Source organism: Mycobacterium sp. (assembly GCF_049647605.1).
Taxonomy (GTDB): domain Bacteria; phylum Actinomycetota; class Actinomycetes; order Mycobacteriales; family Mycobacteriaceae; genus Mycobacterium.
This window is the reverse complement of record NZ_JBARXZ010000019.1, coordinates 23199-36635: the sequence shown is the minus strand read 5'-3', so window position 1 is coordinate 36635 and position 13437 is coordinate 23199. Positions and strand designations below refer to the sequence as shown.

The window sequence follows — 13437 nt, the reverse complement described above, 5'->3', positions numbered from 1 at the left end:
CAAGTAAGTTGTCATCCGACAGCGAGGGGCCTCGCGACCGTCGATGATTCATCGGATGATCACGGCGTACTTTACTTGACATAATGTGGCTTATCGGCACTTAACCAATGCGAGTTGCATTAGGTGCAAGGACTCGCACCTCTGCGTGATAACGACATTGGCGCAGCTGGCACGCTTGACCCGTCCCGTTCTATCCACCGGCACCCGTGTCATCTGTTGATCGACGCCCCAGCTTGAACTTGATTTCCATCACTTAATGAACGATTTCATTGTTAGGTGACGAGATGTCGATGCTGGCTTATTCGGGCGCACCCGGACGGGCCACGCCCAGCGGCCCCTATCCGCCGACGGCCCGCGAAAACGTCACAGTGACGAATTAGTCTGTCCCGCTGGGTCGTTGTCCAGTCACCGTCCGACTCCCAGATGAACGTCCTGGGTGGCATCCATGTGGTTGAGCCGACTATCAGACGGAGTTAGCGGTGGCCGCTGAGGAGCTTCCGGGCTTCGTCCCTCGGATTCTGCGTGCCGAAAGCCTGAAGACCCCCAACGGTGGCCGGTCCCCTGCGACCGATGTGGACGCCACTACCAGGTGATCGCCGCGCATTCCGCTCGCCACGGGCGGTTAGCGCCGACAGGATGCTGGCCGAAATCGATCGGTGACGCCAATGGACACTATTGGCCTTTCGGTATACGCCGCGCCGGCCGCTATCGCCGGGCAGTCAACGACCTGGATTGCTGCACCGTCCGTTTCTTGGTAGCGCGTTAGTGCGCAGCGGCTGCAACCGCATTACGTCACTGTGACATAACTCTATAGGGCCTGAGTTTATCTGCGATGCAACCTATTTCGATTTCCCCCTTGGTGTCAGTTCTCATCCGATCAGAAGCATTCTCATTTGATGTGACACATCGGCGCGCCTTTCTCATTTGATCTGATACAGCCGGTACCGTTCTGGGCATGTCGATGCTGGCCACTGGTGCTGTTGCCGCGGGCCGGTGCGATGCGGTGTTTGAGGTAGCCGATGCCGACGGGACTTCACGTCTTCCGCTGGAGTTGGCTCATGGGATCCGGTTCGATGTCGATTGCGAGCCGGTGCGGTCGTTTCCGTCGTTTCGTGGGCAACGGAATTTTCCTGGATTGTGGTGGTTCGCGACGATGCGCAGGCACATCGGTTATGAATCGTGGGTTGAGCGGGATCAGCTGATGGCATTGGATGCTGATCCTGACACCGTTGGCGTTGCCTCCCAACCTTTTCGGCTGCGATGGTCTGATGGCCGTCATCATGTTCCCGACTACTACGCTCGCAGATCCGACGGCACGGTCGTGATCGTCGACGTCCGTCCCGATGACCGGATTCCGGAGTCTGATGCGGAGTTGTTCGCCCGCTCGGAGGCCGTGTGCACTGCGGCCGGCTGGCAGTACAAGCGCGTCGGCGTTTTGGACCCTGTGTTGGCAGCGAACCTGCGGTGGTTGTCGGGGTCCCGGCATCCGCGCGTGTTCCGACCGGGCGTGGCGGCCGAACTGTTGAGCTGTTTCGCCCACGAGCGGCCGCTTCTGGAGGGCGCGAAGGCCCTGGGCGATCCGCTGGTGGTGCTGCCTGTGCTGTTCCACTTGCTCTGGCACCGACGATTGGTGGCCGATCTTTCTCGCACGGTCCTCGACGATCGGACACCGGTGAGCGCGGCAGTGTCGTGAGTTCGCTGCGAGGTGGTGTGATCCGTGAAGGTGACGAAATCCGCCTAGGTTCACGGGTTTTCACGGTCTCGAGTCTGGCCGCAGGATCGGTACGGCTCATCGACGCTGTTGGTGAACGCACAACTGTTCCCCTGGCGGCGGTGCTGGCCGATTCGACTCTGGAGGTGCTGGCGGGGTCACGGCCGGTGCTGTGGTCTGTTGAGGCGCTCGAAGGTGTGCCCGAGGAGGTCGCTGATCGGGCACGGTGGTGGGAACACCACATCGTCGAGGTGTTGACCGGGCGCCGACCTGAGAGTCCTGCTGGGCAGCCGATCCGTCCAGAGTTCGATCCGGCGGTCCGGTCCCTTCGCCAAAGGGAGCTGACCAAGCTTGAGGAGCTGCGTGCCGCCGGTCACGATCTGGCGTTGATCACCCTGCAACGTCAGCGATCCCGGTACGAGGCCAAAGGTCTTCTGGGATTGGTGGACGGCCGCTATCTCGCCAGACGTCCGGTGTTGGGTCGTGTTGATGAGCGTGTCGTTGCCGTGGTCCGGCGTCTCATCGACAACGAGACTGACGTATCGACCGGCACGGTGAGCAGGCTCCAGCGCAAGTTGGAGAAGGCGCTGCTGGCCGAATACGGTGCCGACGACGCCCCGAAAGTCCCGTCACAGGCCACGTTCTACCGGCTCGTCAAACGCCTGGAGGAAGGCAAACACACCTTCGGTTCCGCGCGTACCCGCAGGTCATTAGCCAAACAACCCGACGGCCCCTTCGGGACGGTCACCGCAGCCCGTCCCGGTGAAATGGTGGAAATCGACTCCACCCCGCTGGACGTGAGGGTGGTCCTTGATGACGGTGTGGTCGATCGGGTGGAGCTGACCGCCATGGTCGACAACGTCACCCGCTCGATCCCGGCGGCAGTTCTGCGGCCCACCACCAAGGCCGTCGATGCCGCGTTGTTGTTGGCCAAGGCGTTGACCCCAGAGCCGATGCGCCCGGGTTGGTCTGATGCGTTGCGGTTGTCACGCTCGGTGTTGCCGCACCGGCGTTTGACCGATATCGATCAACGCCTCGCCGACGCCGCGGCCCGCCCGGTAATCGCTCCCGAGACCATCGTCTGTGATCACGGGAAGGCATTTCTCTCCAAGACCTTTGAGCAGGCGTGCTGCTCACTGGGCATCAACCTGCAACCCGCTCATCCGGATCAACCCACTGACAAACCGAAAGTGGAACGCACCCTGCAGTCAGTGGGCACATTGTTCGCCCAATACGTCGCCGGCTATGTCGGCTCCAGCGTCGAACGTCGCGGCAAGAACGCCGACCAGGACGCCGTGTGGTCATTGCTGGAACTGCAGGCGTTGCTCGATGAGTGGCTCGTCGCGGTGTGGCAGAACCGCCCCCACGACGGACTACGTGACCCGGTGACCCCAGGCAAAGCACTGACGCCCAACGAGAAGTACGCGGCCCTGGTCGAAGTCGCGGGTTACGTCCCAGTACCGCTGAGCGCCGACGACTACATCGAGTTATTACCCGCGACGTGGCGCACCATCGGCTCAGCGGGTATCCGGGTCAATCACCGGACCTACGATGCCCGGGCACTGAACCCGTACCGCCGGGCCGACTCTGGGGTTCGGTCCCGCAACGGACGGTGGGAGGTTCACTACGACCCCTACGACGTCTCTCAGATCTGGGTCCGCAACCACCACGACGACGGCTGGATCACCGCGACCTGGACCCACATGCGCACCGCTGCAGTGCCATTCGGGAACACCGTGTGGAAGCAAGCCCAAGCGATCGTCTCCGAAAGGGGCGCAGATCCGGTGACCGAAGCCGAGATCGCGGCGGCGGCCGACGCCCTACTGGACCGTGCCGAACGCGGCCCCGACACCCAGCAGAACCCGCCAGCAGCTCGACGCGCAGCAGCCAGGGCCCGATCCATCCCCGAGCCGTCCTGGCCACACCCCGCCAGGCCGGAGGACACCAACCAGAACCAGGAACCGCCGGAGATGAGCAGCGACGGGCCCCAAGGTTCCGATGATGACGATCTCGCTGATGTCATCCCGTTGCCGGTGTTCGACGCACGTAAGGAGGCCGAGCAGTGGCATTGGTGAGCCCGATCAGTCAACTCGAGGAGCGCCGGCAACCGACGACAACCCTGGAAGGGTGGCGACGGTTCATCGACGCGGACCGGCCTGAATTCACCTTGCTGCCCGAACAAGGCTGGTCTGATCTCGACGACGCTGATCGGATCGCCTACAACGAGGCCAGGGTGGCCCATCATTCCGAGCTCGTCGTGGTAACCACCTCGGCGATCCAGAAGATCACCAACGAGGGCCAGCTGCTCACTTTGCTGAATCAACGCGAGATCGGCGCCCGGCGGGGGCTGATCGTCTCTGGTGGCGCGGCCACCGGAAAGACCACGGCGATCAAACAACTCGGTCGGTTCCACGAACTTCGGATCCGCACCCGCTACTCGGACAAAACCCGTATCCCCGTCGTCTACGTGACCGCTCCGCCGAAGGGCTCAGCTCGCAAGCTCGCTATGGAATTCGCCCGCTTCCTGGGGCTTCCACCGGTACGACGGATGAACGTCACCGATATCGCCGACGCGGTGTGCCAAGTGCTCATCGACGCGCGTACCGACATCGTGGTCGTCGACGAGATCCATAACCTCAATCTCGATACCCGCGCCGGAGAAGAGCTTTCCGACCACTTGAAGTACTTCACCGAACACCTCCCTGCGACCTTCGTCTACGCCGGCATCGACGTCGAACGCTCCGGGGTTTTTACCGGTACCCGCGGCCGCCAACTGGCCGGGCGCTGCGGTGTCATCAACACAGCGGCCTTCCCGTATGGGCAAGAGTGGCGAGCACTGGTCGCCGCGATGGAGGGAACCCTGCGACTGCACCGACACGAGCCGGGCACGCTCGTGCGCCAGACGAAATACCTGCACCAACGCACCGGCGGAATGATAGGAAGCCTTGCCCACCTCATCCGCTCGGCAGCCATCCGGGCAATGCTGGACCACACCGAACACATCGACCGTCAGGGCTTGGACAGCGTCCTCATCGACTACGCAGCTCAGGCCTCAGCCCAACGCAGCGCCGGATAGCAGTGATCAACGACTGGCCCCGACTACCACCACGACCACTTCCGCAGTCAGTCACCGCATTTCGCGATGAAACCGTGCACTCCTTCACCACCCGACTCGCCCACGCCAACCGACTCCCGCCCCAAAGCCTGCGCGACTACGCCGCACGCGAAGGCCACTACGTCGACCCCGACCGCCTCGCCCGGCTCAGCGGCTACCCACGACATGTCCTCGGCGCCCGACTGCGGGGCCTGACCGCTGATGAACGTGACCTCACCCGCCAGCGGGCACGGGCCCGCCCACTCTGCCGGTTTTGCTCAGCCAGGCGAGGGGCGACCCAGCCGGTCCATTGCTGGCTGCCCGACCACCTCACCGTCTGCCATCGCCACAACCGCTGGATCGGCCCTTCCGCCCAGCGATGGGACGATCAGATATCACTCAAAAACTATCCAGCCGTTGCCCAAGCTGCCAGGGCGCATCATGCCCTGGCCAAGCGCAACAACCCCGACATCGTTGAGCTAGCGATCAACGACGCATCACGTATAGTTCTGCGGCAGCGACGATTCCGACACAGTGATGATATCGGCGAGAGCGCGGTTACCGGCATCGCCCTGGGAGGGCGATGGGCCAGCATCTCAACGGTCAACCTGCACATCGCCACCTACGTCGAAACGGTGAAGATGGCCGCGGTCATCATCGATCGACGGCCCGCATTGTTGAACCGCTCCGGTGATCCCAGCCCCGCCCGCATGGCTCTCCTGGCAGCCGCGAACGCAGTGTTCGGCGCCGAGCACGAGACAGCGACCGACGCAGCCCTCGACGGCTGGCTGAACAACCAGCAGATTATCCGGGAGTCCCGATGATCCCGCCGGAAATCCGATGCGTGACGTTCGACATCGGCGAGACACTGGTTGATGAGACTCGAATGTGGAGCGAACTCGCCCAACGACTCGGTGACGCCATTGACCTTGAGCAGCGTGCTGGGAGCCCTGATCGCCACCGGACGACATCACCACGATCTGTGGGAGGTTCTTGGCGTCGATCGACCCACAGTGGGCGTCGACCCCGGCTTCGGAGACTTGTATCCCGATGCTCTGGAATGCGTCGCCGCGGCGCGTCGAGCAGGGTTGATCGTCGGCGTTGCCGGAAACCAACCAGAAACCGTCGAGCAGATGCTCGCAACAGCCGGGCTGGAAGCAGACTTCGTGGCATTGTCAATGGACATCTGAAAGTGCCCATTGGCGGACGGAAGGACTGCCCGTAGGTGGTCAATAAGAACTGCCCAGTGGCGGACATGAATCTGCCCAGACGGGTGTGTCCGCCACCGGTGGTGTCTGTCAGGTCAGGGGCTTGACTCCTTTCCCGTGCAGGGCTTGGGCCAGGCGCACGGAGTCACCGCTGGTTTGGCATAGGTGCGCGTGATGGAGCAGCCGGTCGACGGTCGCGGTGGCCAAGGTCTTGGGCATCAGTTCGTCGAAGCCGCTGGGGTGTAGGTTCGACGAGATCGCCACGGAGCGGCGCTCGTAGGCGGCTTCAACGATGCGGTAGAGCCCTTCAGCGGCATCGGCACCGACCGGGAGAAGTCCCACGTCGTCGATGACGACGAGCTCTGCGCGCACGATCTTGGCCACCGCTTTGCCCAGGGAATCGTCGGCACGGTGGGCCCGCACCAGGACCCCGATATGCTCCAGGGTGAACCATGCCACCGGCATCCCGGCTTCGATCACTTTCTGTCCCAGCGCTTCGAGGAAGAATGTCTTGCCGGTGCCAGCGGGCCCGCAGACCACCAGGTTCTCGCGTCGGTGCACCCATTCCAGGGTCTGCAGCGCCTGCTGGGTGGGTAGCGGGATCGATGAGGCGGCCGGGTCCCAGACGTCGAACGTCTTGCCTGTGGGGAACCCGGCGGCTTTGCGGCGGGCCGCGAGCATGGACCGGGCCCGCCCGGCCGCTTCCTCGGTGAGCAACGCTTTGATGACTTCGGTGGGGTCCCAGCGTTGGGCCCGGGCGGTGGCCAGCACGTCGGCGGCGATCGCCCGGGCGTGCGGCAACCGCAGCGACCGCATCAGCGATTCCACCTCGGCGGGCAAGGACGTGGCAGGTGTGGCGGTGGTCATCGGATGCCTGCCTCGTCGGTGTCGATGACGGTGCGGCCGAACAGGTTCCACCCACTGGTGCCTTGCGCCAGCGAGGTGTGCTCATCGGCGCCGCGGCGAGTCAGATCCAACCCTTTGGCGGCGAGGATGGAGTCGAGGTCGCCGGTGGCGAACCGACCGTGCACGGCCGCATGCCCGAGCGCCCAGTCGACATCGGCGCGGCCGGCCAACGCCGCCAGCTCGACGGCGTGCGCCATCTTCTGCAAGATGCGTTCGGTGCCCACGGCGGCGGCTTCTTTGAGCCACACCGCTGCACCCGGCCCGAGTGCCAGGAACGTCTGCTCACTGACGGTGCGGGCCCGCACCGTGTAGTCACCGGGGATCTTGTCATGGTGCCCGGGGAAATGCGCGTCATCGATCGCGGGGCTGCCCGGGGTGGCGCGGCGGTGCCGGGCCACCTCGACCGGGCCGCCGTCATCAAGGGCGCAGCAGATGACCTCATCGGTGCCGTCGTGGTGGCGGATCCACACCGTCTGCCCCAGAAGTATTGCTGGAACAGAGTATTGGCAGTGTTCGAAGGTGACCATCGGGGTGTTGTCGGGGACCCGGCGGGTGACACCGAGGGCGGCGGTGTGCGGCAGGTCCGGGATCGCGTGCAGGGCGGGACGCTCAGCGGTGAGCATCTCCACCGGGCGCCGACCCGTGGCGCGGTGGGTCCGGGCGTTGATCTCGGTGGTGAACCCCGCGCACGCGGCTTCGACGTCGGCGAACGAGTCGTACTGCGGTAGCAGGTTCGTCTCGGTGGGCACGATGTCGGCTTTGGCCAATTTCACGGCGTTTTCCACCCCTCCCTTGGACGCCGGATCCGCGGGTTCACAGGTCAGCACCGAGATGCCGTAATACCGGCCGAAGGTGACCGCGGCGCGGTTGCGGACCGGCACGCCGGCGATGTGCCCGACTGTGACGGTTTTCTCGTTGTCGGTCAGCAGGTAGGTCGGGGCACCGCCGAGGTGGCGGAAGATGCGGTCCAGGCCGGCGAACACACTCGGTACGGTGCGGTCGCGCAGGGCGAGGACGATGCGGTAGCGGCTCCAGGCCAGCCAGGCCACCAGCAGCACGATCTTGCGGCCAGCGACCACGGGGCCGTCGGCGAAGTCGTACTGCAGCCACAATCCGGGTTCGGTGATCCACGGTCGGTGCACCCGGGTATTGCCCACGCGCCATTGCGCTTTCACCTCCGCCAGGGCTCGGCGGGTGGTGCGGTCGGTACCCGTGTAGCCGAGTGCGACCAGCTTGTCGTGGGCTTTGTCGCCGCGGATCTTGCCTTTCGAGTCGGCGACCCACGTCTCGAGCAGGCCGCGCCAGTCGTCGATCATCCGGGCTCGCCGGGTCGCCGGTGGCAGACCGGCGTTGCGGTTGTCGACAGCGTTTTTCACGGTGTGGTGCGAGCAGCCGCACAGTTCAGCGGCAGCGCGGTAGCTGCCGGTCAGGTCGTAAGCATTGAGTATGTCCATAAGTTCTCCGTCAGACTTCATGGTAGGTCTCTCCTGTGGTGTTCGAGTTCGACTAGGCATCGACATCGAAACCGCAGGAGAGGCCGCCCCGGCGCTGACGCGCCGGGCGGCATCACAAGGGTCTGGGCAGATTCATGGCCGCCAGCGGGCACATTCGTGTCCGCCAGTGGGCAGTTCTTATTGGCCGCGGATGGGCACTTTCATGTCCGCCTACGGGCAGTTTTTCATGTCCGTCGACATGGCATCATCCGCAGCATGGGGTGTAGCCAAGCCAGACCCCGCGTTCTTCGACCGGCTGATCGCCGAAGCGCAGGCTCCCGCCGAGAGCATCTTGTATGTGGGTGATCGCCTCGACAACGACATACTGCCCGCCCGCGCGATCGGGATGCACACGGCGTTCATCCGCCGCGGACCATGGGGCCACATTCACGCCCTCAAAGAAGAAGCGGTGCTTGCTGATCTGCGGGTGAACTCGCTGCACGAACTGGCAACACTCTTCGCTTCGGACTGTAGCTGATCGTGCGCGGAGCGACTTTGACAGCGAAAACCGAAGTCCGCCAAGACGATCATTTCGGACAGGGCGACGTCGACGAATGGGCAGTTAGCTACTGCGCTGACTTGTGCCAGGTGATGGCGTATCTCCATAGCGGGAGGCGACGCCACTCCATGCCGGGTAGCACCGCCGCCGCGATCTTTTTGACCTCGCCGTAGGTATGCGGGAACTGCATCTGCACCGGAGCGTTGTGCTGCCAAAACCCGCGCGTGCGTGAAAGAACCTGGTGTTGCAGGACGCCGACTGCATCACTGACGTAATCGGGCAGAGTGGAGCTGCGGGCGCAGCCGATCACCACAAGTGTGCCGTCGGTTGCAGTGATGTCAGCGAGGCGCTGCAGGCCGGCCGCCAAGTCGGGAAAGTGGTGGACGGTAGCGACTGCGGCGACCAGGTCATAGTGCTCAGCGGGCAGGGCCGAGGTGAGTGCGTCGCCGGTGATCCAGGTGACGTTGGTGGAGGTACTGGATCGAGCCAGGTTGATGATGTCGGCGTCGGAATCAATGCCGGTGACGTCGGGAATCTTCTCGGCAAGCCGGATGGCCAACAAACCGTCGCCAGTGCCGACGTCCACAGCGGTGCGAGCGGTGGATGACGCGGCGTCGATGACGATGTCGTAGTAGTGGATGTTGTGGTTCCACCGATCCTGGTTCTTGCTCACCTGACCACTCTGGCATGTGGCTTTGACCGCGGATTCGGGAGTCGGTTGATCGCGAATTTCGGAGTCGGTGGTGTCGCAGTGAAGTCGTTGACTGTGAATCGGGGAGTCACCAGCCGTGCACCTGTTCTTGATGTAGTCCGGGCTGCGGCCCTGGCCAGAGGACTTCGGCCAACCGTGCAGTGGTTGGCAAGCAGCTGCTGAGGCATTCACCGCCCGCCCCCATGAGCCGTTTTTGCCGACGACACCCCCGCGACGTCGCGCCGCTGATTCAGTCAGGCCGCCTCAGGTCGCCAAAGGTCTCGTCGAACAGGTCGAGCACCGCACGCCATGCGCGCGGAGTGTGGGCCGGGTGATACCCAACGCCGGGCACGGTGGCCGCGGTGTGAGTGGTCCCCGCGGCGGGCGACCCGTCAGGGTTCGTAGGCCGGGCCCAGAATGCGTGCTTGGCTCCGCCGTAGACATTGACGCGCCAGTCGACCCCGGCGTCTTGGAGCCCGTAGCCAAACGCCAGGACCTGATCGGGCGTGCACAGCGGGTCTTCGGAGCCAGTGCACAGAAGGAAGGTGCCGGTCACGTTGGTCCAATCCTTTTCGCTGACATCTGACAGACCGGGATGCACGGCGGCAACAGCCTTGAATGGCACACCGGCACTGGCGAGTTCGAGCACGATGCTGCCGCCGGCACCATAGCCGAGGGCGGCGAGCCTGTCAGGAGTGACACCCGGCTCCGTGAGGAGGACATCGAGCGCGGCGCGCCCGATAGCCTGCATCCTCTCCGCATCGGCGATCAAGGGCATGACCCGGGCCAACATCGCGTCCGGCCTGCCGAAGTACACCTGGCCACCGTGGTAATCCATCGCCAAGGCCACATAACCGTGGGCGGCCAGATCGTCGGCGCGGCGCCGTTGATAATCGTCGAGACCGATCCCGTCGTGGCCGATAAGCACGGCCGGCCACGGCCCCTCGCGGATCGGCCGCGCCAAGTGGGCGACCATTGTCAGACCGTCCACGTCGTAGCGGGCTTCGCGCGTCGCGATCATCACCCCACGCTATCGAAACAGCTGCCGTTGCCTCGCCGTCGTTCGCTTTCGGCCGAAGTTGCCAGTAAGTACCAACACGATCCGCATTTGCCAGACCACACCATCGAGCCGGAGTACGCGGGCCGACCCACAACAGGAGCTGCCCCGACCATCGGTTCGAAATGACTCCAGGATTCGTGAGCAATCTCGCTCACCATGAGCCCTCACCGACTCCGAAATTCGCGATCAACCGACTCCCGAATCCGCAGTCAAAATCAGGCATGGCATCAACGACGCTAACGACCAGCGAACCTCTTGTATCAGATGAAATGAGAAAGCTGACCCGTCGGATTCTCACCCGAACTGATACACCGCAGTTCAGGACGCCGTCCATACATCAGGTCAGATGAGAACGGACACTTGGTGGCGACGTCGTTCATAAAGACTTCGGCGGCCCGCAAAGCGGGCGTTGGGGTGCAAGAAACCTCCACCCATACTGCGGCTCCGCGATGAGGTAATGCTTCTCCGGTTTTGAGGGCCGACTGTCGGGGTTCACCTTCGACGAGGAGCACCCCGGAAACCAAGCGAATTGGTTCACGCAGACGGTCTTCCGAAAGGCTTTGTGGCTAGCCGCTACTGCCGGGATGAATCGGCGCCCACTCGTCGAATTGGCCTACCGCGCAAGATCTTCCGACCCAGAAGGTGGGTCGTCGGAGTTTGCCGGACACCACAAGGGCCGGTAGCCGGTCGAACCGCCCGGGAGTCTTGCCGTAGCGGGCGAGCACCACTGCGAACCAATATTGATCTGAATTGCAGCGGTTGGCTCATAATCAACCCCTGCATCGCTTCAGGAACTGCGCCTGCGGATGTCCTGCCGGTAGGAGTATCGGCGCGGGTTGAAATGCGACGACGTGAACTCGACGTACTTGCCGTCGGCGTCGTAGTACAACCGCTCGATCAGCAGGATCGCGTCGCCGGGACGACACCCGATCAGCTCCGCTTCGGGTTCTTGGGCGATCATCGCGGTGATCTCCTGCTGCGCCCCCATGACCGGCTTGTCGAGGAATTTCTCCGTTGCCCCGATGACGGTGCCTTCACCGACAGCGGGGACTCCGTCTGCGGCGAGTTGTTCGCCGAGTTCGGGTGCGACGTAGTGGTGGGTCAGCACAAACGGCAGACCGCTGTAGTGACGACGCACCACCGCCCGGCTCACCTCGATGTAGGACAGTTCGAGCCGGGCCGCCACCGACGGGTCGACGGCGACGGTGAACGGTTCGATCACCTCGGTGTCGGTGTCCGGCCAGATGATCAACTCGTCGAGGGAACCGATGGACCGGATGTAGCGGCCCTTGCTGTCCAAGCGGCGGCCACCGACGTAGGTGCCGCTGCCCTGGACCTTGTAGATCAGCCCATCGGTCAGCAGGATCTGCAAAGCCTCACGGACGGTGTGTCTGCTGACATTGTGTTTGGACTGCAGCACACTCTCGGTGGGCATCTTGCGGCCCTCCGAGTAGACACCGGCCTCGATGTCGGTCCGCAGCTTCTCGGCCAGTTCCCGGTACGCCGGGGTGCGCGCCGGAGACGCCGAATCATCCGATGACACCGACGTCTCCCTTCCGCCACGAGGTCACTGGTTCCTCATCTCATCCGCACAGATCTTGGGCGACCTCACCGGGCATGGTGTCCAAGATAGCGTCCAGAAGGTCGTTGTCCGCTCCCAGCTGGGGAGCGGAATCGGCGCGCGGCCCCTCGTAGGTATCGGTCAGGATGGGTGTACGAATCATCCGCCGCACCCCCGCGTGCGGGTCGTCGATCTCGAGGAACATCCGGCGTGCGGCCAGGTGTGCGCACTCGTAGAGCTCGTCGATGGTCTGGCATTCACCGGCCGGCAGCCCGTGTGACGCGAACTGCTCGACGATCTCGCGACGGGTCCGTACCGCGGTCCACTTCTCGGCTTCCGGGCGGATGCGGGAGGCGAAGTTCTCGGCGCGTTGCACCACGGTGGACAACCCGGCGTCCTCGAGGAGGTCGGGTCGTTCGATCGCGACGCACAACCGGCGCCACATCTCCTGGGTCGGCAGGATGAGCGCGACGTAGCCATCCTTGGCACGCAGCGCCCCCAAGGGTGCGTAGCGGTCGACGCCACGCTGGCGCGGTTCATTGGTGAAGTCCCACAGCATGAGTTCACGTTCCAGCAGCGACGCCACCGCGTCGTACATGCTCTGGTCGACAAACGCGCCGACACCTGAACGTTCCCTCCCCTGCAGTGCGGACAACACCCCCACGGTGGCCAGGATGGCGGTGAATACGTCCGCGAAGCCGGTCACCGTCGGCAATGGGGGTCCATCGGGTTCGCCGGTGACGGCCATCAACCCGCCGATCGCCTGGATGGCGGTGTCGAACGCCGGGCGCTGCGCATAGGGGCCACTGTGGCTCGACAGCCGACCGTATCCGCTGATCGCGCAGTAGATCAACCGCTCGTTGTCGGCTTTGAGCGTGTCGTAACCGAGGCCGAGGCGGTCGACGGCGCCGGGCCGCAGGTTCTCCACGATCACGTCGGCGGTGGCCGCCAGCGCACGGTAGCGGCGCCGGTCCCCTGGGTCGGACAGATCCAGCGTGACGGACTTCTTGTTGCGGTTGTAGCTCAGGAATCCCCCGCTCATCGAGCCGGATTCGGAGCGCCGCAGTGGGTCGTATTCTCGGCGTGGGTCTCCCCCTGCGGGCTTCTCCACTTTGATGACCTCGGCGCCGAGGTCGGCGAGCATCATCGCGCAATACGGGGCGGCAATGTACTGACCGATCTCCAGGACGCGGATGCCGTCGAGTGTCCGCATA

General features: G+C 64.0%; 12 protein-coding genes. 6 read left to right on the top strand and 6 right to left on the bottom strand.

Features of this window, described 5'->3' with window-relative positions; genetic code table 11:
* Positions 1-955: 955 nt before the first annotated feature.
* The 5 genes from WBB07_RS02680 (at position 956) to WBB07_RS02660 (ending at position 5995) form a co-directional block, all read left to right on the top strand.
* Positions 956-1693 carry a TnsA-like heteromeric transposase endonuclease subunit gene (locus WBB07_RS02680; protein ID WP_234813869.1) on the top strand — a complete coding sequence of 246 codons (738 nt, stop codon included), beginning with the start codon at positions 956-958 and terminating at the stop codon, positions 1691-1693.
* Between the two features lie 5 nt (positions 1694-1698).
* Positions 1699-3786 (top strand): TnsB C-terminal domain-containing protein, encoded by a 2088-nt coding sequence (locus WBB07_RS02675; protein ID WP_234813873.1) that lies wholly within the window; start codon positions 1699-1701, stop codon positions 3784-3786.
* Positions 3774-4787, top strand: a complete 1014-nt coding sequence (locus tag WBB07_RS02670; RefSeq protein ID WP_085173304.1) for a TniB family NTP-binding protein — start codon at positions 3774-3776, stop codon at positions 4785-4787. Before WBB07_RS02675 ends, WBB07_RS02670 begins: the two co-directional genes overlap by 13 nt.
* Before the next feature lie 74 nt (positions 4788-4861).
* Positions 4862-5629, top strand: coding sequence for a hypothetical protein (locus WBB07_RS02665; protein ID WP_234813870.1), 768 nt, complete (start codon positions 4862-4864; stop codon positions 5627-5629).
* Positions 5630-5680: 51 nt separating this feature from the next.
* On the top strand, positions 5681-5995 hold the full coding sequence (locus WBB07_RS02660; protein WP_526304495.1) for a hypothetical protein: 315 nt from the start codon (positions 5681-5683) through the stop codon (positions 5993-5995).
* A 108-nt stretch (positions 5996-6103) separates the two neighbouring features.
* On the opposite strand, the gene WBB07_RS02655 is transcribed toward WBB07_RS02660, so the two are convergent.
* The gene (locus WBB07_RS02655; RefSeq protein ID WP_078332421.1) at positions 6104-6880 is read right to left on the bottom strand and encodes an ATP-binding protein; all 777 of its coding nucleotides are present in this window, start codon (positions 6878-6880) and stop codon (positions 6104-6106) included.
* Positions 6877-8394 carry an IS21 family transposase gene (gene istA / locus WBB07_RS02650; RefSeq protein ID WP_078332422.1) on the bottom strand — a complete coding sequence of 506 codons (1518 nt, stop codon included), beginning with the start codon at positions 8392-8394 and terminating at the stop codon, positions 6877-6879. Before istA ends, WBB07_RS02655 begins: the two co-directional genes overlap by 4 nt.
* Before the next feature lie 169 nt (positions 8395-8563).
* Here istA and WBB07_RS02645 point away from each other — a divergent pair, with 169 nt between their 5' ends.
* A complete protein-coding gene (locus WBB07_RS02645) occupies positions 8564-8890 on the top strand; it encodes an HAD family hydrolase (RefSeq protein WP_526304492.1) in 327 nt (108 codons plus the stop codon).
* A gap of 88 nt (positions 8891-8978) precedes the next feature.
* On the opposite strand, the gene WBB07_RS02640 is transcribed toward WBB07_RS02645, so the two are convergent.
* From WBB07_RS02640 to WBB07_RS02625, 4 genes are all read right to left on the bottom strand, one after another.
* Positions 8979-9584: a class I SAM-dependent methyltransferase gene (locus WBB07_RS02640; protein WP_085178087.1), complete on the bottom strand. Its 606-nt coding sequence runs from the start codon at positions 9582-9584 to the stop codon at positions 8979-8981.
* Positions 9585-9852: 268 nt separating this feature from the next.
* On the bottom strand, positions 9853-10623 hold the full coding sequence (locus WBB07_RS02635; RefSeq protein WP_085178086.1) for a dienelactone hydrolase family protein: 771 nt from the start codon (positions 10621-10623) through the stop codon (positions 9853-9855).
* 826 nt (positions 10624-11449) lie between these two features.
* Positions 11450-12205 (bottom strand): GntR family transcriptional regulator, encoded by a 756-nt coding sequence (locus tag WBB07_RS02630; RefSeq protein ID WP_526304490.1) that lies wholly within the window; start codon positions 12203-12205, stop codon positions 11450-11452.
* 40 nt (positions 12206-12245) lie between these two features.
* On the bottom strand, positions 12246-13436 hold the full coding sequence (locus WBB07_RS02625) for a CaiB/BaiF CoA transferase family protein (protein ID WP_526304488.1): 1191 nt from the start codon (positions 13434-13436) through the stop codon (positions 12246-12248).
* Position 13437 lies beyond the last annotated feature (1 nt).